General features: G+C 63.8%; 19 protein-coding genes. 4 read left to right on the top strand and 15 right to left on the bottom strand.

Going from position 1 to position 26,669, the window contains the following annotated elements; translation table 11 throughout:
• Positions 1 to 12: 12 nt before the first annotated feature.
• From K7G82_RS23045 to K7G82_RS23030, 4 genes are all read right to left on the bottom strand, one after another.
• Entirely contained in the window at positions 13 to 564 is a 552-nt protein-coding gene (locus K7G82_RS23045; RefSeq protein ID WP_222992300.1) for an outer membrane protein, read from the bottom strand.
• A gap of 434 nt (positions 565 to 998) precedes the next feature.
• Positions 999 to 1,436, bottom strand: coding sequence for an FxLYD domain-containing protein (locus K7G82_RS23040; protein WP_222992299.1), 438 nt, complete (start codon positions 1,434 to 1,436; stop codon positions 999 to 1,001).
• A 225-nt stretch (positions 1,437 to 1,661) separates the two neighbouring features.
• Positions 1,662 to 2,090: a hypothetical protein gene (locus tag K7G82_RS23035; protein ID WP_222992298.1), complete on the bottom strand. Its 429-nt coding sequence runs from the start codon at positions 2,088 to 2,090 to the stop codon at positions 1,662 to 1,664.
• Positions 2,091 to 2,155: 65 nt separating this feature from the next.
• Entirely contained in the window at positions 2,156 to 2,977 is an 822-nt protein-coding gene (locus K7G82_RS23030; RefSeq protein WP_222992297.1) for a PP2C family serine/threonine-protein phosphatase, read from the bottom strand.
• Between the two features lie 258 nt (positions 2,978 to 3,235).
• Between K7G82_RS23030 and K7G82_RS23025 the strand changes: the two genes are divergently transcribed.
• The 3 genes from K7G82_RS23025 to K7G82_RS23015 all read left to right on the top strand — a co-directional run bounded on the left by K7G82_RS23025 (position 3,236) and on the right by K7G82_RS23015 (position 8,315).
• On the top strand, positions 3,236 to 4,180 hold the full coding sequence (locus K7G82_RS23025) for an alpha/beta hydrolase (RefSeq protein ID WP_222992296.1): 945 nt from the start codon (positions 3,236 to 3,238) through the stop codon (positions 4,178 to 4,180).
• 212 nt (positions 4,181 to 4,392) lie between these two features.
• A complete protein-coding gene (locus K7G82_RS23020; protein WP_343228628.1) occupies positions 4,393 to 7,155 on the top strand; it encodes a TonB-dependent receptor domain-containing protein in 2,763 nt (920 codons plus the stop codon).
• 185 nt (positions 7,156 to 7,340) lie between these two features.
• The gene (locus K7G82_RS23015) at positions 7,341 to 8,315 is read left to right on the top strand and encodes a hypothetical protein (protein WP_222992295.1); all 975 of its coding nucleotides are present in this window, start codon (positions 7,341 to 7,343) and stop codon (positions 8,313 to 8,315) included.
• Between the two features lie 506 nt (positions 8,316 to 8,821).
• Here the strand turns inward: K7G82_RS23015 and K7G82_RS23010 are convergent.
• From K7G82_RS23010 to K7G82_RS22975, 8 genes are all read right to left on the bottom strand, one after another.
• Positions 8,822 to 10,597: a DUF885 domain-containing protein gene (locus K7G82_RS23010; protein WP_222992294.1), complete on the bottom strand. Its 1,776-nt coding sequence runs from the start codon at positions 10,595 to 10,597 to the stop codon at positions 8,822 to 8,824.
• Positions 10,598 to 10,629: 32 nt separating this feature from the next.
• Positions 10,630 to 11,934, bottom strand: a complete 1,305-nt coding sequence (locus K7G82_RS23005) for a spinster family MFS transporter (protein ID WP_222992293.1) — start codon at positions 11,932 to 11,934, stop codon at positions 10,630 to 10,632.
• 411 nt (positions 11,935 to 12,345) lie between these two features.
• A complete protein-coding gene (gene folD, locus K7G82_RS23000) occupies positions 12,346 to 13,251 on the bottom strand; it encodes a bifunctional methylenetetrahydrofolate dehydrogenase/methenyltetrahydrofolate cyclohydrolase FolD (RefSeq protein ID WP_222992292.1) in 906 nt (301 codons plus the stop codon).
• The gene (purU, locus tag K7G82_RS22995) at positions 13,248 to 14,108 is read right to left on the bottom strand and encodes a formyltetrahydrofolate deformylase (RefSeq protein ID WP_222992291.1); all 861 of its coding nucleotides are present in this window, start codon (positions 14,106 to 14,108) and stop codon (positions 13,248 to 13,250) included. Before purU ends, folD begins: the two co-directional genes overlap by 4 nt.
• 432 nt (positions 14,109 to 14,540) lie before the next feature.
• Complete coding sequence (locus K7G82_RS22990; protein WP_222992290.1) at positions 14,541 to 15,017, bottom strand: sarcosine oxidase subunit gamma family protein; 477 nt, start codon at positions 15,015 to 15,017, stop codon at positions 14,541 to 14,543.
• Complete coding sequence (locus K7G82_RS22985; RefSeq protein WP_222992289.1) at positions 15,010 to 17,931, bottom strand: sarcosine oxidase subunit alpha family protein; 2,922 nt, start codon at positions 17,929 to 17,931, stop codon at positions 15,010 to 15,012. Before K7G82_RS22985 ends, K7G82_RS22990 begins: the two co-directional genes overlap by 8 nt.
• The gene (locus K7G82_RS22980; protein WP_222992288.1) at positions 17,928 to 18,209 is read right to left on the bottom strand and encodes a sarcosine oxidase subunit delta; all 282 of its coding nucleotides are present in this window, start codon (positions 18,207 to 18,209) and stop codon (positions 17,928 to 17,930) included. Before K7G82_RS22980 ends, K7G82_RS22985 begins: the two co-directional genes overlap by 4 nt.
• A gap of 10 nt (positions 18,210 to 18,219) precedes the next feature.
• Positions 18,220 to 19,464, bottom strand: coding sequence for a sarcosine oxidase subunit beta family protein (locus tag K7G82_RS22975; RefSeq protein WP_222992287.1), 1,245 nt, complete (start codon positions 19,462 to 19,464; stop codon positions 18,220 to 18,222).
• A 554-nt stretch (positions 19,465 to 20,018) separates the two neighbouring features.
• Here K7G82_RS22975 and K7G82_RS22970 point away from each other — a divergent pair.
• Positions 20,019 to 21,248 (top strand): metal-dependent hydrolase family protein, encoded by a 1,230-nt coding sequence (locus tag K7G82_RS22970; RefSeq protein ID WP_246623797.1) that lies wholly within the window; start codon positions 20,019 to 20,021, stop codon positions 21,246 to 21,248.
• A 194-nt stretch (positions 21,249 to 21,442) separates the two neighbouring features.
• On the opposite strand, the gene K7G82_RS22965 is transcribed toward K7G82_RS22970, so the two are convergent.
• Genes K7G82_RS22965 through K7G82_RS22955 form a run of 3 tightly spaced genes read right to left on the bottom strand, consistent with a single transcriptional unit; the run spans position 21,443 to position 26,561 of the window.
• Positions 21,443 to 22,669: a phosphorylase family protein gene (locus K7G82_RS22965; protein ID WP_222992286.1), complete on the bottom strand. Its 1,227-nt coding sequence runs from the start codon at positions 22,667 to 22,669 to the stop codon at positions 21,443 to 21,445.
• A complete protein-coding gene (locus K7G82_RS22960; RefSeq protein WP_222992285.1) occupies positions 22,666 to 23,130 on the bottom strand; it encodes a response regulator in 465 nt (154 codons plus the stop codon). Before K7G82_RS22960 ends, K7G82_RS22965 begins: the two co-directional genes overlap by 4 nt.
• Positions 23,127 to 26,561 carry a tetratricopeptide repeat protein gene (locus tag K7G82_RS22955; RefSeq protein ID WP_222992284.1) on the bottom strand — a complete coding sequence of 1,145 codons (3,435 nt, stop codon included), beginning with the start codon at positions 26,559 to 26,561 and terminating at the stop codon, positions 23,127 to 23,129. The genes K7G82_RS22960 and K7G82_RS22955 overlap by 4 nt, the downstream gene beginning before the upstream one ends.
• Positions 26,562 to 26,669: the final 108 nt, after the last annotated feature.

The following is a 26,669-nucleotide window of genomic DNA, read 5'->3' as shown; positions in this document are numbered from 1 at the left end:
CCCGTGCCCGAATCAGAAATTGACGCCCACGCCCACCAGGCCCTGGTGGCGGCTGACATCGGCTTCATAGTTGGAATAGCGATACTCGACCTTGCCGTAGAACTTGTCCGAAATGCCGAACTGATAACCGGCGCCGGCGCGGAAACCGTCGAGATTGGAGGCGGCGCGCGTCTTGGTCGTGCCGCTGCGATAGGTCGCGACGGCGCGCGTGTTGGTATAGCCGCCCAGCAGATAGAGCTTGCTGGTTTCGGTGAGGTTATAGCCGACGCGGAAGACCGCGCTCAGGTCGCGTCCCGCGCTGATGCAGGCCCGGCCGGCACCGGACGCCGCGCATTCCTTGGTGGTCGAATCGTCGATGCCGGCCTCGATGCCGAGGGACATGTTCGAATTGACATTCTTGTCAAAGCCCAGCGCCACGCCATAGGCGACGCCGTCGCCGGACTCGCCCGCGATGCTGACATTGTCGTAACCGCCATGGACCTCGGCGCGCAGGCCTTCCGCGCGAGCGGCGGGCGCGACGACGACAGCCGCCAGAGCGGCGGTTGCGAACAGTACAGATTTCATTGGTTTTCCTTCGTGGTTCGAGCGTTCCACGCTGAACGGTGGCGCTCTTGTCTTTCGTGGCTGCATTTTCCGAGCCGTTGACCCTATGCGATCAACCTGAAAATGCTCTCTGTTGGGTCAGCCGTCCCAGTCACCTGACGAGCGCCATGTAGGCGCGGCGCGTGCGGCTTGCCATGAATTTGTAACAAAAACCCGGCGCATCGCCGCCGACTATTGCAATCGTGCAACAGTCCTGTCGCCTAGGGGCAGAGCGGTTCCGGTGCAGGAATGATTATGCAAGTTCTGACGCTGCATGAACCAAATGGCGATCGGATTCGCTTATTTGGCTTGTGGAATCGTTATTTGCCGATCGTCCGATATTCGATCACCGGATTTTTTTCGGTCTTGCGCTTGAACGGAGCGATCTGTGGCTTACCGCGCGGGCGGAAGCCCTGTCATGCGAACGCGCCGAGCACTTGAAGCGGCCAGGGGCCGAGGCTGGCCCGCGCGGCGCGGTGGCGCCAATGCATCGCGACGAGCTGCACGGCTTGCGCGCCCATGGGCAGCGGCGCGGTCAGATCGAAGCTCTCCCCGGGGGCAAGCCGATCGGCATGGGCGCTGGCCCGGCCCAGGATGCGCCCTTCGCGATCGAGGAAGCGCACCGCGACCGCGACGTCGCGATACAGCCTGCCGGCGCGGTTGGTGAAGGCGCCGATCCAGAGCGGCGCGCCATCGGGGCCGAATGCCAGCCGGTTGCCGGTCAGCGCGATGCGATCGCCGGTTCCGTCGCGTCCGGCCGCGAGCACGAGCAATGCTGCCAGGGCCGCCGCCGCGATCACCGCGCCGCCGATCGATGCCGCATCCGTTCCGCCTTGCGCCCGCTTCGTGATCATGCCGCTCTCCTTCGACGTGCGAAGCTGTACGATGGCGGGTTGCAGCCATGATCGCGGCGCCAAGGAGAAACGGTGCACGCAAAAGAAACCCCGGCCCGAGTGGGTGGGCCGGGGCCGGGGCGCTCATGGGAGCACGAGCGCCCCGTCAGTCAAAGGGGGCACTGTATCTACGCGTGAGGCGCCATCATGTTTCCATGGCGTTGCAATGAAATTGCGGGGCGGGCGTCAGGCCAGCCAGCCGCTCCGCCGTGCATGGATCGCCAGCCAGGCGAGCAGCACCGCGCCCGCGCTCACCATCACCGGCACGGCCAGCCCGAACGATGCCAGCGCGCCGCTCAGGAAGACGATCCAGCCCTCCAGTATCAGGAGCGCGACGAGCGAGACGATCAGCACCGGCACCGACCAGCCCTGCCGCAGGAACAGGCCCAGGCTGCCGATCAGCCCGGCAAAGGTGCCGATGGCGAAGGCGCCCATGATCCAGCCGGGGATCGAGGCGGCGGCCGCGCGATCGGTTTCGTTCAAGCCGGCGGAGGGATCGCCGAAGACGCCGACGGAACTGAGATACATGACGACGCCGAAGGCGTTCCAGATCACGGCAAGCAGTGCGACCGGCCGGAACCAGCGGGGAAGGGGCGTGGATGACGCGATGACCATGGCTTTTCTCCATCGTCGTAAAGGCGGCGACTGTGCGCCGCCTGCGCGACGAAGGCAATCGCGCGTCAGGATCCCGCCACGCGCAGCCAGATGGACGAGGCGTCGTCGCTGATCTTGAAGCGCGGGAAGCGGCGGCATTCGGCGTCCTGATTCTCGATGCGGCGCAATTCCACCGCCAGTTCGGCGAGGCCGGCCTCCATCATCCGGGCGAACAGCCCGGCCGCGTCATAGACGCCATAATCGTCGATCAGGGCGCCGAAACCGTCGGTCATCAGCAGCAGGTCGTCGCCCTTCGCCACGGGCGCGCGATGAAATTCGGTGACGGCGCGGCAATGAAGCGGATCGGTGCCGAGCACGCGCTTGGGCCCCTGGCGCGACGCGCGCAGCCCGGCGACGACGTCGGGCACGCGCACGCCGTCGGCGCCGGCCAGCGGGCCAAGCGCCACCGCGCGTGCGCGTTCCGGCGCGGCGTCTGGAACCGGCGTCAGGAAGGATACGCCATCGGCGCTCCGGTGCATGACGACGCAATCGCCGGCAAAGGCGCAGGCCAGTCCGTCATCCTCGATCGCCAGCGCCGCAAAGGCGGCGATCGGCAATTCCCAGTCGCCAAGCGGTTCGCGCCGCTTTTCCTGTGCGTAGCGTGTGGCGACCTCGTCGAAAACGGCATCGCATATGGCGGAAACCGGCCCCGATGCGCGCGTGAAGGCAGCGTTCGCGACGGTCGACAGCCATGCCGCCCCGCCGCGTTCGCCAAGCAGGCCCGGTTCGCCGAGATCGGTGGCGCCGTCGATCACCCAGGCATGGCGTTCGCCGCTGCCGATGCGATCGTCATTGGCGACGCCGGATTTTCCGGAAAGGCTGATGGTCTGGATCAGATCGAAATGCATCGTCCGCGCAACCCGTTGTGACGCCGCCCGGACGGATGGACGACGGATCGAGCGGGTAGTGCGGGTGGCCGCCGGCGTCCACTGCAAACCGTCGGCGTGCGGCGGGGGCGATGAACGCGCGATTGCGCGGCCCGGCATTCGGGCAACTATATCCGATCAGGGTGTTGCAGGCTTGATCGGGTTGATATTCTCCAATTGGGCCCGAGTCGTCGAATGGGGCAAAACCGCGTCCGGGGGGGAAGGTCCATGGGTCGGGGAATGACGTTCGGATGCGCCTTTCTGGCGATGTTCGCGATCGTCGGCATGGGCGCCGGCGCGCAGGCCGAGTTGCGGGCGGCGGACAAGCCGGCGCTGCAACTCGTCGAGAAAAGCGTGGTCGACGATGTGCGGAGCTACACCATCCATTCCGCGATCATGCAGCGCGATTATCTGATCAGCGTGGCCGTGCCGGACGAGCCGCTGGAGACGGCGAAGCGCTATCCCGCCTTCATCCTGACCGATGGCAACTGGGCATTGGCGCCCGCGCAGATCGCCTATGGCGGCGCGCGCGAGGCAATGCCCGGCCCCATGTTCGTCGTCGCGATCGGAGCGCCGCCCGGCACGACGGCCGAGGAACGCGGGATCAGGCGCATCTTCGAATTCTCTCCGCCCGGCTGGGATCGTCAGGACCCGTTCGGTAAGGTCGTGACGGAGGGCTGCGCAAAGCTTGGCGTGTCCGCGGCGCGATGCACCGGTGGCGCACCGGCTTTCTCCCAGTTCATAACCCGCGAGTTGCTGCCCGCCCTGTCGGCGGCCTTCCCGATCGACGAACACAGGCTGTCGCTCGGCGGGATTTCGGCGGGGGGCTTTTTCGGCCTGTGGATGGCGTTCCAGCCCGACAGCCCGTTCCGCAACTACGTCATCTCCAGCCCGGCCATGCAATATGGCAATGGCGAGATCCTGCGGCTTGAGGAGGCCTATGCGCGCACGCATCAGGATTTTCCGGTCGGCATCTATATGGGATCGGGATCGCTGGAGATCGACGATCCGTTCCTGGAAGGGGTGGGCCAGATCGTCAGCGGCCAGGCACGCCTGGGCGGCATGCTCCGGAGCCGGAAATATCCCTCGCTCAGGCTGTTCGGCGAGATCCATCATGGGTTGGGCCATGTCGATGCATCGGCCGCGAGCTATGCGCGGGGAATGCGGCTGTTGCTGGCGAAATAGCGCCGGACGACGGCGCGAAGGGCCGATTGTGCCACTTTCGCAACACCATGCGATGAATCTCTAGGCCCATTCAAATCGGCTATCTTCTGACGCAAATATGCAATAATGATCCTGAGAAGAACAAAAATATCCTGTTCAGGTGTGTGTTTTTCGCTTCTCGCCTGACGGGCGTCGGGCGCGACAACGGTTTGAATTACTGGGGAGTGTTGACCGTGAATCGTTCCAAAATGACCATTCGTGCTGCCTTGATCACATCGGCGGGCATGGCGCTTGCCGTGGCGATGCCCGCCTGGGCCCAGCCCGCGCAGGGCGATGACGCCGCGCAAACGCCGGACAATGAAATCGTCGTCACCGGATCGCGCATCGATCGCGCGGGCTTCGACCAGCCGACGCCGACGGCGGTGATCGGCGATACCGAATTGCGCCAGAGCAGCGCATCGAACCTGCAGCAGGTGCTGAACGATCAGCCGCAGGTGCGCGCGACGGTGATCGGCGCGACCACGGTCGGCAATACGGGCAGCGGCACCGCGCCCGTCGATCTGCGCGGCCTGGGCATCGATCGTACGCTGACGCTGATCGACGGCCGCCGCTTCGTCGGCCAGAACAACCTCAATTTCGTGCCGACCAGCATGGTGAAGCGGCTGGAAGTCGTCACCGGCGGCGCATCCGCCGCCTGGGGATCGGGCGCGGTCGCGGGCGTCGTCAACATCATCATGAATACCGATCTGACGGGCTTCTCGCTCGGCGCCGAATCCGGCATTTCCGATCGCGGCGACGGCCAGCGCTATCAGTTCGAAGGTTCCTGGGGCACCAAGTTCGCCGATGGCAGGGGCCATTTCATGATCGGCGCCGAATATGTGGAGGATAAGGGCCTGCCGCCCGGCAGCCGCCTCGATCGCCACGGCGTGCGCGGCGCGGACATCACGGTGATCAACGGCAACGTGATGCTGGCCGATGACGTCAATATCCCGATCCGCAGCCATACCGGCCTGATCCTGAGCGGCGTGCTCGCCGGGCAGACCTTCAACAATGACGGGACGTTGCGCGCCTATCGCGGCCCAGATGCGAACGGCATCGGCGGCGCGGACGCATCGAACCTGTATGACGACATCTATCTGGCGGCGCCGTTCAAGCGCCTCAACGCCTATGCCCGGCTCAGCTACGATATCGGCGGCGCGACGATCTGGGCGGACGCCACCTACGGCAAGACCAAATCCAACTATAATTTCTTCCCCGATTTCACCGCACCGGGCGATGTCGGCGGCGGGCTGCTGACGGTTTCGGCGACCAATCCCTATCTGTCGCAGACCGTCCGCAACCAGCTTGCCGCGGCGGGCGAGACCAGCTTCCTGCTGAGCCGCGCCTATCGCGACGTCCTGAATTTCCGCTTCGCATCGGATCGCGAGCTGAAGGAAGGCGCGATCGGCATCAAGGGCAGCTTCGGCGGCGGGAAATGGCAATATAGCGCGCATTACAGCCATGGTGAGCTCGACGAATATTCGGCGCTGCTCAACAGCCGGCTTGCCGTCAATTTCAACAATGCGCTGGATGCCGTGCTGAGCGGCGGCCAGATCGTCTGCGCGATCAATGCCGATGCCGATCCCAGCAACAACGACGCCGCCTGCCGGCCGCTCAATATCTTCGGCGAGGGCAATGCCTCCGCCGACGCGGTCAATTATGTGACGGGCACGCAGGGCGGATACAGCAAGGGCACGCTCGATTCGCTGGGCGCCAAGCTGCAGGGCGACCTGTTCTCGCTCTGGGCCGGGCCGGTGACGGCGGCGGTGGGCGTCGAGGCGCGCTGGGAGAAGATGAAGTCGCGGCTCGATGCCGGGGCGACGGCCGGCGGCTTCGGCCTGCCCGTCTATGTCGCGCCGCTTTCGGGTGGCTTCAACGTCAAGGAAGCCTTTGCCGAAATCGTCGTGCCGCTGTTCGATGCGGACGCGTTCAAGGCCGATCTGAACGGCGCCGCGCGTTATTCCGATTACAGCACCAGCGGCGGCATCTGGTCTTGGAAGGTGGGCGGCACCGTTCGCCTCTTCAACGATCTGCTGCTGCGCGCCACGCGCTCGCGCGACATCCGTTCGCCCAACATCGCCGATCTCTATAACGAGACGAGCATCAATATCGGGCCGCAGGTCGATCAGGACAGCGCGGGCCGCACGGGCATTCCGGGCTATACCTCCACCCCGTCGCAGGTCACCACCTTCTCGGGCGGCAACGTCAATCTGAAGCCGGAAATCGGCAGCACGCTTACCATCGGCGGATCCTATTCGCCGTCCTTCGCGCGCGGCCTGCAATTCTCGGTCGATTATTACGACGTGAAGATCGACGGCGCGATCGCGACCCTGAGCGCATCCGACCTGACCGCGGCGTGCGCGCTCGGCAGCCAGGCCGCGTGCAACCAGATCATCCGCGATCCGGTGACGCAGACGCTGCGGACCGTCTATTCGAACGCGCAGAATATCGCGCAGTTCGCGACGAGCGGCTTCGATTTCGAGGCATCCTATGTGCTGCCGATGAAGCAGATCGCGGGCGCCGGCCCGGCGACACTGCGCTTCCGCGCGCTTGCGACCTATGTGAAGAAGCTGGTCTATGACAATGGCCTGACGCGCAACGATGCGGCGGGCGATGTCGGCGATGGCGTGGCGCTCGGCCTGCCGAAATGGCGCGGCACCTTCAGCGCCAGCTATCAGGACGATGTGCTCGGCTTCGACGCGCGTGTCCGCTATGTCGGCGGCGGCAAGTTCAACCATCTGCTCAACGGCGTGGATGGGCCGCTGCTCGCCAACAACGACATCAGCGCGCGCGTCTATCTCGACCTTGGCGCCCAGTACAAGGTGACGGATAACTTCACCTTCTACACCAAGGTCAACAATGTGTTCGACCGCAAGCTGCCCTTCTCGACGACGGGCAGCCCGCATTACGACACGCTGGGCCGCTACTTCACCGTCGGCGCGAACGTGAAGTTCTGATCCGGGGGAGCCTCGGCTCCCTCGCCATTGCAAGCGAAACGAGGCAATCCAGGGGGCATCGACCTCCGGATTGCTTCGTCGTTTCGCTCCTGGCGATGACGCTGGAACGAAGCAGATCGATCATTCGCCGAGTTGCGGATGATCGGCCCAGATGCGAAGCCATGTCTTCAGGCGATGGAGGCGATATGCGGCGATCCGGTACATGGCTGTTGACGATCGGGGCGTCGCTCGCCCTGACGCCGCTTCCCGCCGCCGGGGCGGGCTGCGCCATGTCGCGAGCGGACAAGGCCTGGCTCGACGGCGCGATCGCGAACTGGCGCGCGAGCGAGCGTGATATCCTGAAGCTGATGCCCGCGCCGCTCCCCACGATCATCGCGATCGATGCGGCCTGCACCTATACGGGCAAGGCGGATCGGCAGGGGCGTCTGCGATGGACGGCGGCGGCGCATGGCGATCCCGTCGCGCTGCCGGGCGGCAACAGCGCGCCGATCGGCCCGATCTCGTTCGCGTCGCCCGACAATGGCGCGGCGGGCACCGGCTATTTCGCGATGAGCCTGCCATCGGTGTGGCGCAAGGCCGGGGTGACCAGCGAACTGGGGCTGGAGCGGCTGATGGACGGCGTGATGCTCCACGAGCTGATGCACACCCGCCAATTCTATTTCGCCAATCCCCGGCTGGCGGCGCTCACGCGCGATCATGGCCTGCCCGACGATATCGGCGACGATTCATTGCAGGACGCGTTCAAGGCGGATGCCGGCTATGTCGCCGCGTACGAGGCCGAACGCGACCTGCTTTATGCGGCGGCGACGGCCGCCACCGATGGCGAGGCGCGGGTGCTGGCGGGCAAGGCGCTGGCGAAGATGCGCGCGCGACGGGCCGGCTATTTCACGGGCGCCAATGCGAAATGGCAGCCGCTCGACGATCTGTTCCTGACCATGGAGGGGCTGGGCCAATGGCTCGCCTATGCCTGGTATGTGAAATCCGGCGTGCCCGCGCCGGCCGCGATCGAGGCCGTCCGGCGCAAGCGCAATTTCTGGTCTCAGGACGAGGGGCTGGCGCTGTTCCTGACGATCGACCGGCTGGTGCCCGGCTGGCAGCGCGACGCGTTCGCGGAGCAGCCGTTGCTCGGCGAGGCGCTGCTGGCGAAAGCGGCGGGGTAGGGGCGGTAAGCCTGCTCAACGTCATTCCGGCGAAAGCCGGGGACGTAGTCGACCGTAGGTCAATCTTCTTCGACATGGAGCACGGGATTCCGGCTTTCGCCCATTGCTGTCCGGGATTTCGTTGGGAGCTTGAGGCGGCCAGAATTCTCCTCCCTACGCACAGCGTGGGGAGGGGGACCACGACGCGAAGCGGCGTGGTGGAGGGGAAGGACGATGCCTGCGTTTCGCGCTGCCGTCGAACCGGATTCTCTCAGGCTTCCTGGAGCTGCGGCGCTGGATGATCCATCGCATTTCCCCTCCACCACCGACCTGCGGTCGGCGGTCCCCCTCCCCATCTTCGATAGGGAGGAGAGGTGCACTGCGACTGCAAACCATGTCTCTGCACCGGCATTGTCGGCGCATTCCGCGGAATTGCGAGGTTTGCGCAGATCTCCCGCGAAAAATCCCGGACAGTAGCGGGCTTTCGCCGGAATGACGGTTTTAGGGCTGGGACAACAAGGCCGCCCTCAATTCCTCTTCTTCCCCGCGATCATCCTGTCCACGCTCGCCTCCACCAGCGGCAGCGGGCGGGCGCCCGATCCCAGCACGGCGGCGTGGAAATCGCGGATGTCGAAGCGCTGCCCCAGCGTCTTTTCCGCGCGGCGGCGGAAGTCCCAAAGCGCGTCGTAACCGGTGCGATAGGCGAGCGCCTGGCCGGGGATGCTCACCGAATAGCGCAGCGATTCCGAATCGATCTCGAGATCGGAGAGCGAGGTGACCTCGCGCATATAGGCGCGCGCCTTTTCCAGCGACCAGCCCTTGTCGTTCATGCCGGAATCGACGACCAGCCGCACCGTCAGGAACATCTCGTTGATATAGCGGCCGTAAAGCGCCTCCGGCGTGTCGTACAGGCCCAGCTCGATCCCCAGGCTTGCCGCATATTCGCCCCAGCCCTCGGTAAAGGCGCCGGCCATGTAATTCTTGCGGAAGGGGGAGAGTGCGGCGTTCTCGCTCTGCCCCGCGATCTGGAAATGATGGCCGGGCAGCAATTCGTGATAGATCAGCGTGCCCGCGTTGATCAGCGATCGCTTGTCGAGGTTCGATCCGTTGTAATGATAGATGCCGCGCGGTTCGGTGGCGTTGGGCGGGCTGTAATAACCGAAGGTCTGGCCCGGCTCCGCCGCCGGCGGCAGCCGCTTCACACCATAGGGCGCCCTGGGCTGGGTACGGAAATAGCTGGAGATCTTCGGCTCGATCGCGTGAATGTAACGCATATAGGTGGCTTCGACATCGGCGGGCGTTTTCGCCAGGAAGCGCGGATCGGTGCTGATTCTGTCGTAAAAGGCGCGCGAACTGCCGGTGAAGCCCAGTTGCGTGCGGATCGCCTGCATGCGTTTCGCGACATCGGCCACCTGTTCCAGCCCGCGCTGGTGGATCTGGTCGGGCGTCAGCGGAAGCGTCGTGTAGCGCTGGATGAGCTTGCGGTAGAGATCTTTGCCGCCGGGATATTGGCCGAGCCCGACCGCCTCGGGCGCCTTGGCCTCATAAGCGGGGCCGAGCAGCGTCTGGATACGGGCAAAGGCGGGCTTCACCCGGCCGTCCGCAGCGGTGCGCACGCCGGTTTCGAGCGATGCGCGCGCCGCGGCGTCGAGCGCGGAGAGCCGCGCGGCTGCCGGCTGAAGCGCGTCCGCGCTCGCCGCCAGCGTCGTCCAGGTCGCGCGGATCGGCGGCAGCGCGGGTTTGGGCAGATAGATGCCGCGCGCCGTCTGCGCCTCCACCTTGGCGGCCAGCGTTTCGAGCATCGCGGCATAGGCGCCCGCCAGCCGCACATAATCCGCCGCGTCGGCGGCGGTGGCGAGCGGATGCGCGGCCAGCACCTGCTGGACGTAACCGATCGCCATCGGCGCCTGATAGGGCGTCAGATCGAAGGTGAGCCAATATTCGTTCTCGTCCTCGGGCGTCTCGATAAGGGTGAAGCGGAGAATGTCGTAGGTTTCGCGCTCCACTTCCCCCAGCGCATCGGCGCGGATCGCGGCGAGCTGGTGTTTCCAGCGTTCGCGCTTGGCCGCGTTCCTGGCGACCTCCGCCGGCGAATAATCGACAAAGCCGGAGATGCGCTTGCCCTCGCGGAACTGCGCGCTGAAATTGGTGGCGAGCGAGTCCTGCTCGATCGCATCGGCCAGCGCGGATAGCTTGGCATTCTCGCCCTGCGCCTGGGTGGACGGCGCGGCGGGTTGGGCGGCGGCCGGTGCACTTGTCGCGAGCATGGCGGACGACAGGATCAGGCCGAGTTTCGTCTTCATGGCTATTCCCTCCGGAAAATGGATGCCGCGCATCAGGCGCTGCCCGCGCGGGCGAGGTCCTGCGGCAGCGTGCGGATCGCCGCCCAGAAATGATAGGCCGCCCACAGGCCGGTGAGCCCGGCAAAGGCGAGCGCATAGCGCAGCGACTGCGCCGGATCCTCGATGCGCGGCGCGAGCAGATCCGATGCGAAGCCGATCAGCTGCGGCGCGAGCGCGAGATTGGCGATATTGGCGGTGAACAGCAGCACCGCGACGGTGAAGCCGCGCATGCCCGGCCGCGTCAGATTCTGGATCAGCGCCAGCGACGGCCCGATCATCACGTTGATGAAGGGGATGAACAGCCACAGCAGCAGGATGGCGGTCGCGCGGTCGCTCACCATATGCGCGGCGACGCCGGGGATCGAGATCAGCAGCGTCAGCCAGGCGACGAACTGGCAATGCCATTTCGCCTCCATCCGCGCGAGGCGGAGCATGACGAACACCGCCAGCACCATCGCGATGCCGCCGCCCACGCCGTTCATCAGCCCGACGTCCAGCCCGGCCTCGCCCACCGACATGCCGTGCGAGCGGCCGAGGAACGCGGGCGTCCACCAGACCAGCCCGCCGCCCGAAAAGGTCGCGATCGTGGCGCCGGCCAGCACATGGACGAGCGATTTCTGCGAGCGGATGAAGGCGAGCGATTCCCGGAACGAAGGCTGGGCCTCCTGCGCGTCGGCATGGGCATCGCTGGCGCCGCGCCTGGGCTCGCGCACCGTCCACAGCAGGATCAGCACGGGCAGGCTGGCGGCGGCGAAGGCGATCAGCCCGACGCGCCAGCCATAATGTTCGGCCAGCAGCCCGCCGCCGATGCCGCCCATCGCCGATCCGATCGACACGCCGATCGCGTAGATCGACATGGCAACGCCGCGTTCGGACGGGCGGAAATAATCCGCCAGGATCGAATGCGAGGGCGGGGTGCCGCCCGCTTCGCCCACGCCCACGCCGATCCGCGCGAGCAGCAATTGCCAGAAATTGCCCGCCATGCCGCAGAAGGCGGTGAACATCGACCAGATGGCGAGCGCCCAGGCGATCATGTTGCGGCGATTGACGCGATCGGCGAGCGCGCCCAGCGGCAGCCCGGCGGTGGTGTAGAACAGCGCGAGCGCGACGCCGGTGAGGAAGCCCACCGCACTGTCCGACAGCGCGAATTCGGCCTTGATCGGCTCGATCAGCGTGGAGAGCACGAACCGGTCCGCGATGTTGAGCGCATAGACCATCGTCATGACGAACAGCACCCAATAGCGCGAATTGCGCGCCACGCCGTGCGGGGCGGTCTGGTCGGTCGTGCCGATCGTCATGCGTGTCTCCTCATCCTGCCGAAGCGTCCGGCGTTGCGCCGGTTATAGGGGTTTTGGTCGTTACCGCCTCTCCTCCCTGCGCGCAGCGCGGGGAGGGGGACCGCCGACCGAAGGTCGGTGGTGGAGGGGAAGATTCGATGTCGCCACAATCCCGAAAGCCGATGGGGAATGACGCACCGCAATTCCCCTCCACCATGCCGCTTCGCGTCATGGTCCCCCTCCCCATCTGCGATGGGGAGGAGAAAAGGGGCAGGGCATTGAAATGGGAAAAAAGGCGCACGCCCCATGATCCCGTTCGGGCTGAGCCTGTCGAAGCCCTGTTCTTCTTCGAACGCGGTGCAGAAAGAAAGGAACAGGGCTTCGACAGGCTCAGCCCGAGCGGGAGGGGGCAATCCAGGGCAGCCCCGCCGCTCACGCCGCCGCACCGCCCTCGATCGCGGCGGCGGCCGCCAGCGTATTCTCCAGCAGACAGGCGATCGTCATCGGGCCGACGCCGCCGGGCACCGGGGTGATCGCGCCCGCGACATGGGCGGCTTCGTCATAGGCGACGTCGCCGACGATCCGGCTGCCGCCCGCGCCGTCGTCGACGCGGTTGATGCCGACATCGATCACCACCGCGCCGGGGCGGATCCAGTCGCCCCGGATCAGGCCGGGAATGCCGACCGCGACGATCAGGATATCGGCTTCGCGGCAGAGCATCGCCAGATCCTGCGAATGGCGGTGCGCGATCGTGACCGTGCAATCCTCCATCAGCAGCAATTGCGCCATCGGCCGGCCGACGATCACCGATCGGCCGACGACCAGCGCGCGCTTGCCGCGCAGGGCGACGCCCAGTTCGCGCAGCAGCAACAGGCAGCCGAGCGGCGTGCAGGGGACAAGCGCGGGGCGGCCCAGCGCCAGCCGCCCGGCATTCATGGTGTGGAAGCCGTCGACATCCTTGTCGGGATCGACCGCCGCCAGGATCGCGGCCTCGTCCAGCGGGCGCGGCAGCGGCAATTGCACCAGGATGCCGTGCACATCGGGATCGCGGTTGAGCCGTTCGACCAGCGCCAGCAACTCGGCCTGCGTCGTCGCCCCCGGCAGCACATGCTGCACCGAACGCATGCCCACGGCTTCGCACTGGCGCGCCTTGCGGCGGACATAGATGGCGCTGGCGGCATCGTCGCCGACGAGCACCACCGCCAGCCCCGGCACCACGCCGGTGCGTTCGCGGAACCCGGCGACGCGCTGCGCCAGCGCCTGGGTGCGCGCGGCGGCGACGGCTTTCCCGTCGATCACGCGCGCGGGCACGGGGCGGGGAAGCGGGGATGCGTTCATGCCAGCACCACCGTCTGGTTGCCATTGGGCAGGATGCGGTGTTCGGCATGCCAGCGCACCGCGCGCGAAAGCACCGATGCCTCCACCTCTCGCCCGATCGCGACCATCTCGTCGGCGGAGGTGGCGTGGCTCACCCGGCGCACATCCTGTTCGATGATCGGGCCTTCGTCGAGATCGGCGGTCACATAATGGGCGGTGGCCCCGATCAGCTTCACGCCGCGCGCCTTTGCCTGGTGATAGGGCTTGGCGCCCTTGAAGCTGGGCAGGAAGCTGTGATGGATGTTGATGCAGCGCCCGGCGAGTTCGGCGGCGAATTCGTCGGACAGGATCTGCATGTAGCGGGCGAGCACCGTCAGCTCCGCGCCGCTTTCGCGGATCGTCGCCAGGAAGCGCGCTTCCTGCGCGGCCTTGTCCGCCTTGTCGACGGGCAGATGGTGGAAGGGCAGGCCATGCCATTCGACCAGCGACCGTGCGGTCTCGTGATTGGAGACGACGCCGACGATGCGGATCGGCAGCGCGCCGATCTCCGTCTTGTGGATCAGATCGACCAGGCAGTGATGGAATTTGGAGACCGCGATCAGCACCGGCACCGGCCGGCGGAGATCATGGATTTCCCAATCGAGCTGGAGCTGTTCGGCCAGCCCGACCATGCGTTCCTCCAGCGCCGCGATCGACGCGGTCTCGCTCGCCAGATGGACACGGACGAAGAAGGTGACGCTGTCTTCGTCGCCATGGACGGAGGCTTCGCGGATATCCCAGCCGCTCTCGGCGAGCACGGGGGTGACGAGCGCGAGGATGCCGGGGCGATCGGGGCAACGGAAACGCAGGACGCAGGAGGCGGCGGTGGGGGCAATCATTGGTCTGTCTTCTCTCCGGGCCTTGGGCGTTTACCTGTTGATTTTGATCCACTCTCCTTCGTCACCCCGGCGAAAGCCGGGGTCCATGCGGAGTCCGGCGACAGGTGCCGGCATCGTATGGATTGACCTGCGGTCGACTGCGTCTCCAGCTTTCGCTGGAATGACGGAGTGGGGGATGGCGGTGAGGCAACCACGTCATCCGATCTCCCGCCGGACTCATCTCCACGCGCCGCAACCCTCTCCTCCCCGCGCGCAGCGGGGGGAGGGGGACCGCGACGCGAAGCGGCGTGGTGGAGGGGAAATTCGGTGCGTCATGGCGTGCCGGGTGCTTGGGCGAGGTTTTGGCATCGCAATTCCCCTCCACCACCAGCCTTTGGCTGGCGGTCCCCCTCCCCATCCGCGATGGGGAGGAGAGGGTGAGGGCATCCCCGCTCACCCCGCCACGCCATGGCGCATCAGCAGCGCCAGATATTCGGCGTAACTCTGGTCGGCGATCAGCAGATAGGCCGGGCGATCGTCGATCCGCGCGATCACCACGCCGATCTCGCCGAAGCGCGTGCGCACCGCGCCTTCCTTTGCCAGCCTTTCGCTCCCCGGATCGAGGTCGCAATAGGCGGCCAGCCGTTCCGCCCCGCGTGCGCCGACCAGTTCCAGCGCGGTCACGCCATGGCTGATGTCGATCGCCAGCACCGCGCCGTCGCCACAGGCGGCGCGGATCGCGGCCAGGGTGGCGGCGGTTTCGGCGGGATCGCAGATCACGATCCATTCGCCGGGGGCGGTGCGGTGGCAGGCGGCGCCGTTCAGCGCGGCGCGGATGCCGGCATCGCGATCGCCGCTACGCGCGCGGACGATGATCACGCCGGGATCGCGGGCCAGGATGGCATCCTGCAGGGGCATGAGTTCAGACATTCAGCCGCGCTCCCTGCGGATCGTAGCGGCAGGGTTCGACGACGCGCGCCTCCCGCCACTGGCCCAGATTCCACACGCGCACATCCTCACCCAGCCGCGCGAAACCGCCATCGATCATCGCCAGCGCGACGGGGGCGGAGAGGGTGGGGGACCATGCGGCGGAGGTGATCCAGCCGTCGCTGCCGATCTCCCCCTCCGCGCCGGGCCGCACGATATGCGCGCCGGGTTCGACCGGCCGGCCATCGGCCATCGCGATGCCGACAAGCTGGCGGCGGCCGTCGCGCACCGAATCCGGCCGGCTGGTCGATCGGCGGCCGACATGATCCGATTTCTTGGCCGCCAGCGCGCCGGCAAAGCCGACATCCTGGGGCTGGGTGGCGCCGTCGGTTTCGGAACCCACATGGAGAAAGCCCTTCTCGATCCGCAGCGTCATCAGCGCCTCTATCCCGAACAGCGACAGGCCATGCGGCGCACCCGCCTGCAACAGCGCATCCCAGAGCCGCGCGGCATCGCGCCACGGCACCGCGATCTCGTAGGAAAGCTCGCCGGAGAAGCTGACGCGCGCGATCCGCGCCTCCAGACCGGCCAGCCTGCCTTCGCGATGCGTCATGTGCGGAAAGGCTTCGCGGCCGAAGTCGATATCGCTTTCGATCCCCTCCAGCACCGTGCGCGCCAGCGGGCCGGCGATGTTGAGCACCGCCCAGCAGCCCGTCACATCCTGCGTCACCACCTCCAGATCGATCCATTCGCACTGGAGCCATTCCTCCAGCCGTTCGGCGACGGTGACGGCATGGCCGCTGGTGGTGCCGACCAGGAAATGATCCTCCGCCAGCCGCGTGACGATGCCGTCGTCGAAGATCGTGCCGTTCTCGTCGAGCATCAGGCCATAGCGGCAGCGGCCGGGCTTCAGCGTGCTGACGGTGTTGACATAGATGCGATCGAGCAGCCGCGCGGCATCGGGGCCCTTCACCTCGATCTTGCCCAGCGGGGAGGCTTCGAACAGGCCGACGGCATTGCGCACCGCCAGCACCTCGCGCGCGATCGCTTCATCCTCGCTCTCGCCCGCGCGGGGATAGGCGACGGGGCGCATCCAGCCGCCATATTCCTCCATCTTCGCGCCCGCCGCCTCATGCGCGGCGGCAAGCGCCAGCCGGCGGCGCGCGTGCAGCCCGTCGCCGATCCGGTGCCCGGCGAAGACGCCCAGGGTGACGGGATCATAAGGCGGGCGGAAGCGCGTGGTGCCGATTTCGGGGATCGGCCGGCCGAGCAGATCGGAAAGGATGCCGATGCCGTTGACGTTCGATGTCTTGCCCTGATCGGACGCCATGCCGAGCGTGGTGTAGCGTTTCAGATGCTCGACCGACCGGAAATTCTCCCGCGCGGCCAGCGCCACGTCGCCCGCCGTCACATCATTCTGCAGGTCCACCCAGGCATCGGCATGGGGATCGTCCCCGCGCGAGATCGACCAGAGCGGGCGCACGGGATCGTTTGCGATCTTCGCGCCGGCGCCGCGCGCAGTGGCGAGCGTGTTCGCGATCGAGAAATCCCCCGCAGCCGCCCCCAGGCTGGGCGCGCCGGAAAGGCTCTGCGGCACGAAGCTCTGCAGCGCGGGATCGAGCGCCAGCTTGCCGCCCGATTGCGAATGGAGATGCACCGCCGGGCTCCACCCGCCGGACATCAGCACGCCGTCGCATGCGATGCGCTGTGCGGCGCCGGTCAGCCGGCCCGCACCGTCGAGCGCGGCGATGGCGACGGCATGAACGCCTTTGCCGCCGAACGCCTTTTCGGGCGCGCTGCCGGTGAACACGGCGATGCCGCGCCGCTTCGCCTCCGCCACCAGATGTTCCGGCGGGGCGGGGCGGGCATCGGCGATGGCGGCGATCGTCGCGCCGGCATCGGCCAGTTCGAACGCCGCCGCCCAGGCGCTGTCATTATTGGTGGCGATCACCGGATTGCGCGCGGCGAGCACGCCATGGCGGCGGCGATAGGCGAGCGCCGCGCCCGCCAGCATCACGCCGGGCACATCATTGTTGCTGAAGACGAGCGGCCGTTCGAACGCGCCCGTCGCCAGTATAATCCGGCCGGCGCGCACGCGCCACAGCTTCTGGCGCGGCCCGCGCCGCGCGGCGAGCGGCAGGTGATCGGTCAGCCTTTCGCACAGCGAAACCAGCCCGTGATCGTAGCTGCCGGTGGCGAGCGTGCGGTTGCGCAGGGTCACATTGGGCAGCGCCGCCAGTTCGGCGAGCGCGCGCGCGATCCACGCATCGGCGTTCGCGCCCTCGATCACATCCGCGCCGCCCGCCAGCCGCCCGCCCCAATGCGCGCCGCCGGTGACGATCAGCACGCTGCGCCCGGCGCGGCCATGCTCCAGCGCGGCGGCAAGGCCGGCGAGGCCGCCGCCCACCACCAGCACATCGCACCGCGCCGATGCCTGGGCATAGCTGTCGGGATCGGCTTGCTCTGGCGCGCGGCCGAGCCCCGCCGCCTTGCGGATCGCGGGTTCGAACAACAGCCAGTTCGGCCACATGAAGGTCTTGTAATAGAAGGCGGCGGGGATGAAGCGCTTGAACAGCCCGTTCACCGCCATCAGATCGAATTCCAGGCTGGGCCAGGCATTGACGGGCGCGGCGTTCAGCCCCTCATACAGCTCCACATAGGGGGCCTTCAGATTGGGGATGGTGTTCGCGCCGGTTTCCAGCTGGACGATGGCGTTGGGCTCGTCCAGCCCGGCGGCGATCACCCCACGCGGGCGGTGATATTTGAAGCTGCGGCCGAACAGCCGCACGCCGTTCGCCAGCAATGCGGAGGCGAGCGTATCGCCCGCGAACCCCGCATAGTCGCGGCCCGCCCAGCGGAAATTGACGGGGCGGCTGCGATCGATCGCATGGCCGCCATCGCAGCGCGCGCCGCTCATGCCCGCGGCTCCGGCTTCGGATCGGTCATGCCGTAAATGGCGGTGATGCGGTGATCGACGGTGTTGCGCGCGATATTGAACCAGCGGCCGCAGCCGAAGCGATGCAGCCAGCGTTCCAGATGCTCCCCCTTGGGATTGGTGCGATAGAAGAGATAATCCGCCCATTCGCCGTCGGCGACATTTTCGGGCGGGCCGGGGCGGGCGATGTGGCTTTCGCCGCCGCAGCGGAACTCATGTTCCGAACGGGGGCCGCACCAGGGGCAATCGATCAGCAGCATGGCGGGATCCTCAATGCGCGATGCCGGACGCGGCGGCCTCGTCGATCAGCGCGCCGGTGCGGAAGCGATCGAGCGAGAATGCGGCGGCGAGCGGATGCGGCGTGCCGGTGGCGATCTGGTGCGCCAGGCAATATCCGCCCGCCGGGATCGCCTTGAACCCACCGGTGCCCCAGCCGCAATTGAGATACAGGCCGTCGACCGGGCTTTCGCCCAGGATCGGCGTGGAATCATGGACGACATCGACGATGCCCGCCCATTGGCGCAGCATGCGCACGCGGGAGAATTGGGGGAACATGTCGATCAGCCCGGCCACCGCCTGTTCCAGCGCGGGCAGGCTGCCGCGCTGCGCATAGGATGGGAACAGATCCAGCGCGCCGCCGAACACCAGCTCCCCCTTGTCGGACTGGCTGACATAGACGCCCGTCGCGGGGGCGAGCACGATGGTATCGAGCACCGGCTTCATCGGTTCGGAAACAAAGGCCTGCAGCGCATAGGATGTGATGGGCAGGCGGAAGCCGGCCAGTTGCGCCATCACGCTGCTGTGCCCGGCCACCGCCATGCCGATGCGATCGCAGGCGATGTCGCCCCGGCTGGTCTTCACCCCGCGCACGCGGCCGCCCGCGATATCGAAGCCCAGCACTTCGCAATTCTGGATGATGTCCACGCCCAGCGCATCCGCGCCGCGCGCATAGCCCCAGGCAACGGCATCGTGCCGCGCGGTGCCGCCGCGCGGCTGCAACAGCCCGGCGATGACGGGAAAGCGCGGATCGGGGTTCAGCCCCGGAATGCGGCGGCGAACCTCCTCGCCGTCGTGCATCTCCACCGCCGCGCCGTTGCGCAGCATGGCGTTGGCCGAACGGCGCAGCATCTCCACGCCGTGGCGATCATGCGCGAGCATCCACATGCCCCGGCGCGAGAACATGATGTTGTAGTTCAGCTCGCTGGACAGGCCTTCGTACAGGCCCAGCGCGAAATCGTAGAAGCGCGTGCTTTCGGGGAAGAAATAGTTGGAACGGATCACCGTGGTGTTGCGCCCGGTATTGCCGCCGCCGATCCAGCCGCGTTCCAGCAGCGCCACATTGCGCAGACCATGCACGCGCGCCAGGTAGTAGGCGGTGGCCAGCCCATGGCCGCCGCCGCCGATCACGACCGCGTCGTAACCCGCTTTCGGGCTGGCATCGCGCCAGGCGGGCGCCCAGTTTTTCTGGCCCGAAAGCCCGGCGCGCAGCAGCGACCATGCCGAGTAGCGCGTCATCGCCCGCATCCGATGCTGATCTTCTCTCTCCTGAACATGCGGCAACTTTAGATACAGTTCTGTTTGGTTGCAAGCGGCAAATATGCCGTGATCGATGCCGCATATCGGCGACATTCGTAGCGGTGTGGCTCGGTGCGCGGGCGAGGCGATGGGCGCGGGAAATCCGATCAATATATTGTTTTAAAATAAATTATTCCGAAGATTCTCCGCCGGATCTGGCGCGGTGCCTGTATGGCAGTGCCGCCGATCCATCTCTGCATCGGCTGCATCGATAAAGTGCAGCGTTGCATGGAATATGCCTCTGGGGCACCATGAGGCGAATCGGGATGTCGAGGATTCCCGTCATTCCCGCGTAGGCGGGAGACGTAGTCGGGATGTCGAGGCTTCTTGTCATTCCCGCGTAGGCGGGAATCCATAAACACCGAGCTTCGCGAATTTAGCGGAGGCGCTCGAGTTTATGGATCTCCGCCTTCGCGGAGATGACGATGATGGTGGCGAGGACGGCGGGCTTCCGGCCCCCATCCTCAACACCCCGTATGGAGAGGAATGAAACAATGATTGTTCTGGAGAATGCGCGCCTGTTCGACGGAGTCTCCCCGGATTGCCCGGAGGGTGTGTTCGTGGCGATCGAGGGCGATCGCATCCGCGAAGTCTCCGAAACCCCGATCGCCTGGGACGGCGCGCGCCGGATCGACCTGAAAGGGCGCACGCTGATGCCGGGGCTGATCGACCTGCATGTCCATGCCTATGCATCGGGCATGGACGTGAAGCGGGTGGACGGGGCGGGCGAACCCTATCGCACCGCGCATGCCGTGCGCATGCTGGGCCATGCGCTGGACAGCGGCTTCACCACGGTGCGCGATATCGGCGGCGGCGACTGGAGCCTGGCGCAGGCGCTGCGCGACGGGCTGATCCGTGGCCCGCGCTATTTCTATGCGGGCAAGATCCTCTCCATGACGGGCGGCCATGGCGATTTCCGCGCCGCGAACGAGGCGGCGCACACGCATGGCTATTGCTCGTGCGGCGGCGCGATGAACAGCCTGTGCGTGGTGGCGGACGGGGTGGAACAGTGCGTGACGGCGGTGCGCGAGCAATATCGGCGCGGCGCGCATTGCATCAAGATCATGGGATCGGGCGGCGTGGCATCGCCCACCGATCCGATCTGGATGAACCAGTATCGCGAGGACGAGATCCGCGCGATCGTGAACGAATGCACCGAACGGCGCAGCTATGCGGCGGCGCATTGCCATCCGCCCAGCGCGATCCGGCGCTGCGTGGAATTCGGGGTGCGCTGCATCGAACATGGCACGCTGATCGATGACGAGACCGCCGCCTTCGTCGCCGAACGCGGCGCCTATATCGTGCCCACCATGGCGACGATCTTCGCGCTGCGCGAACTCGGCCCCTCGCTCGGCCTGCCGCCCGTCAGCCTGGAAAAGCTGGAGGGCGTGTACCGGGAAGCGCTGACCGGCATGGAAAGGATGCGCAATGCCGGCGTGAAGATCGGCCTGGGCACCGATCTGCTGGGCGATTCATACAATCAGCAAAGCCGCGAATTCACGCTGCGCGCCGATATCTTCCAGCCAATCGAGATCCTCCGCCAGGCCACATCGATCGGCGCGGAGATCCTGCAGCAGCAGGACGAGCTCGGCTGCGTGAAACCCGGCGCCTATGCCGACCTGATCGCCGTGGACGGCGACCCGCTGAAGGACATCACCCTGCTGGCAAAGGGCGGCGAGGCGCTGACGGTGATTGTGCGGGGCGGGGAGGTGGTGAAGGGGTAGGGAGGGATTTACATCCCCGCCTGATCATCTCGGACACCATTATCTTTCAAAGGGCGCAGATTCTAAAGTTCCGCGCGGCCAAACATCTAGCGCGATTCTTAATCGATTGTTGGTTTGAAGTTAATATGTGATGTGATGCAGAATCCACTTGTATTGAAAATGCAACTATAATATAAAATAATAATTCCTGTTTGTTATGGTCTAATTAGATATTTGCATATAAATTCATATATAAAGCTAGCGCTTGCATGTATGGCGTATGGTCGGGCGTCATCTGACTTTGTTGGATCTGCAAAATCTGAGACTGATTTTGCTGAAAAGGCGATTGGTCGAGGTTGTGCGCAACTATCAGCCGCCATCATGAGTCCGAATATTTCCATCTCTACGCCGTAAAGCTTGCGATGCTGGTTCTTAATTTCTTCGACTACTGCATCATCGCCTAGAACTGATGCACCGCTTGCGACTGCCTCCACATGACACGCGAGACTGTTCGGCGGCTTCGCTCCTGGAAACGAGGCCCGAATCGACGCCAGCATTGCCTCGTCTTTCGACGCTGCTACGAGCATGGGCCGGATGTCCGGGCTTAGGCGCAACTGTTCGGGGCTTGCGGCAAATCGGGGCTTACCATCGATGACCTCATATTTACCGGATCCCCAGTCCCAGCTCGGATCGGCAATTAGGATATCGCCGAGCTCGGTCCGGCCGCGAATGCCTCCACTGATGCCGGCCATCGCCAAATAGGTTGGCCTATAGATGTCAATAACCTTCGAAGCCAAGGCGGCTGTGGCTGCCATTCCCATGCGGCTCGCGGAGACAGTAGTCACCTTGAATGACTTGTCTTGCAGATCGATAATGCCCTCGTGATAGATCGTGCCATCCCCGGTGGGGCTGAAGCGCTTCCAGGCCAGTGGCAGTCGTAATACGCCGTCAAGTTCTTCGTCTAGCGCCGTTAGAATGGCGATATCGCATGGACGGGTCTCCCGTGGCCGACCAGCACTGGACCTGAGTGCGGCCAGCGCATATCTGGCGCGCGCTCGTAGCTGATCGCGCCATTGTGTATCGGTTGCATCGTAGCGGATGACCCCCCACAATTCTCCGACATCGCCGGCGGAGGCGGCTAGGGCGTCGGCATTTCCGGATACTGCTATTACGTGTGCTGGAACAAAAAAATTGGGGCGGGACGAGATCGACCTCATGAAATCCAGGCCGCCGGTCGGCTGCGGAGTTAGGTCGATACGGTCTGGAAGATGTAGGTCAAGTACAATCAAGTCAATCTGGTGTTCGCGCAGAATCCGCTTGGCCTCGACAGCGTCGTTGGCGTGACGGATGTTGCCCGACTCAATGCCGTCGATCTCAAGCAGTGTAGCTGCGAGATTCCTCAACTTGTATGGGTCGTCCTCGACGATAAGTATTCTCATCATGATGCAGGTCCAGTCAGTGCGCCGTCGGCCAGGACACGAAGTTGATCTCGCCATGTGTCGCTAGTCGCGCTAAAGTACACGGAGCCAAGATAGAAACTGTCAAACTCCCGCCGGAGTTCGGTGTCGAGTTGTTCCAGTGTCAAGTGTGACGGTCCGGTGCCAAAGGTATCGAAGCCGGTCACGACGACCACCGGCCAGGTGGCGCCGCGGCGTTTCATCTGGCGAAGCAGCTCGCGACCACCCAAACTCAGGGGCCTTCCACCATCAGAACCTCTTTGTACATCGAAAGTCGGAAGCGTCATATCAAGTAGAACAAGGGTTCGAGGTTTTGCTACGAGTGCTCGAAGACCGGTCTTGTATGAGCGTGCAATCTCGACGGATAGCTGTGGGGCCTCAGTCTGCAGAAAGCCGGTCATCCGATCTACTTTGAAATCGTCGTCTTCGATGATTAGTGCGCTCATTTTACGATCGCCTTCGCGTCAATTCCTATTGTGACAGCATATTTCGTATCGCTGCGGTATCCAAACTCAAGGCTATGCTTGGCAAGGAGGTCATGGCGTAGGATACGAATAATCTTCGCATAGCCAGATCCGCCTTCAGTCGTCGCCAGATCCTGAACCGTAACGATATTTTCGAGGCGTTCGCGACGCGCCGCGAGTTTTGTATTCTCGGTTTCCACGCAGTCAATCGGTGCACATGTGTTGATAAGCGTGCATTCGAGCCAACCACCCTCCAGCTTGGTCTCCAGCAGCAGATCCGGAGCGACATCCGCATATCCGCAATGTTCCACAGCGTTGTCGAGCGCCGTAAACAGAATGTACACTAGGCTCTCCAGGCTGCGACCGCGGCATTCGAATGAGACGTCATCGGATCGCTCGACCTTAATGTCCAGGCTAGGATGGCAAACCCTGATGCTTTCGCGCGCAACCTCAACCGCAATGCCGAACTCGTAATCGGGCCGTTCCATGTCGAGGGCGAGTGTGAACCAGCCAGCCACGTTCGCGATATTGACTGCGACTGCCGTTCGTGCCTTGGCAATCGCATCATTCAAGAGCGAAAAATTGTACCGGATGAATTCTGCTGTAATATCGCGTTGAAAATTATCGGTGATAGATTGGATTGTATCTAAAAAATCTCCTTCAATGTAGTTACGAACTGTAACAAGGCTTGTATCCAGAACTTTCCAGAATCGGTCGATGACCTTATCCATGAACTCATCGAAATTTGTTTCAGATCTAATATCTGTCTGAATTTGAAATGTATCAAAGTTGGTCTGATGGAATACAAACAGGCCATCTGGAGTCTCTTCTGATCGTACTTGGACTCTTTTTCGAACCAGTTCTGCAATCGCTGAATCAACTTCTTCTGAGAATCTGGACAATCGTTCTGATAGCCATTGCGATTGATCAGGCATATGCCATAGTTCCAAAGCCTGCACCCAGAATGTGTCAGCTTGATAAATATCGCCATCTCTTTGCGTGATCAGAGAGTTCATCTCAAATGCACTGCGCAGCTGATTCCCCATAGTGCCGTGACGAACTCGTGTACTCAGATACGCCTCAAGTCCATATTCTTGACTGGATATCAGGAGGCGCATGGCGTCATGGACAAGTCGCTCGAATAATATATCCCGCTCGCTTCCTGGAAGATCAGGGAAATGAATTTGTACGCCATCAACGTGAATTTCTGAAACTAGGCGCTGAACTTGACGAAATCTCTCAAGTCGTTCCGTGCTATGGCTTTCATCGCTTAGCGCAGTTGTATATCGATGGAAATTATCCCGCAGATTCGTTTCTGCCTGACGCTTGACGCCTTCCGTGTCGACATAGATTTTTGTGCGTTCAACTTGGTTAAAGCGATCACGCACGACCCGCCGCCTTGTGATCTCTTGTATTTCCTCTTGGTATCGCTGACGTGCTGTAGCATCGCGTTCCGCTAGAATGCGGCATATCTCGAGCCTCTCTTGCTCTGCATCGTTCACATCCTCGATAGTGATGAACTTGTCGAGGACGGGTGGTGAGCACACCTCCGATAGATAAGTTGTAAAAAGGTCGAGGTCCTCGCCCACTTCTGCGTGGACGATTTTTGACGGCAGGTCAGCGCCTCGGCTGAGCGCAAACTCCTCGGCCGCATCTGCCTGGGCGCTAATGCGTTTATCCTGATTATAGCGATTGTAGACATGATAGCAGATGGACAGGGGCAATTGGTCGAAGGGAGGGCCCTCCGTTTGATTCTCCACCGTGTCGAGCAGCGGTTCCAGTGGAAATATCTCGTGCAGGAGGGGGTTGCGACGATAGGCGCGTGCTACAGTTCGCAGGGCGTCGTGGATATTCCCGGAGCTCGCGAACGCGTTGAATAACTCGCGTACGGCATCGATCGCAATCATCGCAACCGGATGATCGTCGAACGGTTGAAGGCAGGCGATCGCCTCTTCATATCGAGACATTCGGACGAGCGCGCGTGCGCTATACAGCGAAGCTCGTTCATGCGGCAATCTCATAGCGAGAGTCGGATCGAGCTCGCGCCGTCCGAAGCTCAAAACCTCGCGCTGGAGCAGGAGTGCTGCGGAGCCAGGAAAAATGCCGACGGCCTCATCAAGTAGCGCATGGGAGTCGTCGACCGGAACTACCCGTAGCTGAAGCGGTGTTAGTTTGGGCGAGTTCAGCGCCTCGAGTTGAGCATCAAGATTGGTGTCGCTCGGATCGATGACGCGACCTGCAAACAGTGCGCGAATGGACATTGACAGCCCTCGGTGCGCGCCGATCAGGGCCTCTCTGAGAAGTCCAGTGACAGCGATACCTTCGTCCTCGCGAAAGACATGTGCTGTCGCCATCCAGTCTATGATCTGATCGATTGTTGCTGGTAGGGCTGGCCGTTCGCTGACGCGTAGTGTGCTGCGGGCGACAAGGCCGAACATCGCTGTCCGACTTGGTTCGGTACGCACGATCTTGACGCAGGCGTCAACCGCAGCGCTATAATCGCCTAAGGTATAGGCGTCCGCCGCACCGGTTTCTAGTCGACCGAGTAACCGTGTTGATGCACCGGTTAAAATATCCGCAAGCATTTGCAGTCGGTCATCTCGGATGTGGGGGGCTAGGACTGCGACTGCTTGAGCTGCGGCGATCCGATGTTCCGCGTTCTCCCCCTTAAGGCAGGCTGTCAACTGAAGTGCGTCCAGCAAGGCAATATAACGATCAACAAGTGTTCCGCTTTCCGAAACTGCGAGGATAGCGCTTGCGTGGTCAACTGTGCGAGGCGGCATATTCAGGACATGGTATTGGGCGTATGTCCTGACGGATTCGGGCATGTTTGAAGCATTGAGCGACCGCGTCGCAGCTTGCAAATATGCTGGTGGAGTGACGTTAGGGTCGGCCCGGTGCCCCATCATGTATATAAGCCAAGATTCGAGTGTCGAGCCCGCGCCCTCAACAAGTGTGTCAATGTAGTCGCCAGATTCATTACTGCCACTACGTTGAAGTATTGAAATACGCCGGGAAATTAGCCAGAGGGAAAGTCCAAGATTGCGTTCGAGTTCATCGAGAGTCTGAAGACATTTTTTATTGTTTCCAAGGATATACGCATCGTCAAAGACGCGTTCATACTCGCAAAAACGGACAATCTGATCCGGAAAAGCAGCAGCAACATATGAAGTCCAAATGAGATCCTTCACAAACCCTTGGGGCTTGAGCCGTGATGAGCCGCGTACTTGGGCAAGCGTTTTGGGCGTGAGGCTCGGCGCGATTGCTGCCCTGAAAATCTGGTTGCTGGCGAGCTCATCGAATACGGCCTCGGGACTTGCGTCGGCTAGGCGTCCGCGCAGTTTCTGAACTGCAAGGCGCGGCCTCTTGGTATCTCCTACCGCCTTCGCGAAAAACTTGCGCCACCCTGCCATTGCGTTCGATTATCTCCGCGTTCCACGACCGAGGGGCGTGCTGCCCTCTGATTTCGTATCTTCCATTGCAATTGCAGTTGCAAAATACCAAAAAAGCTACCTCACTCG

Origin of the sequence: Sphingomonas colocasiae, assembly GCF_019880585.1 — a bacterium.
Taxonomy (GTDB): domain Bacteria; phylum Pseudomonadota; class Alphaproteobacteria; order Sphingomonadales; family Sphingomonadaceae; genus Sphingobium_A; species Sphingobium_A colocasiae.
Note: the sequence above shows the minus strand (reverse complement) of the source record. Positions and strands in the feature narration are given on the sequence as shown.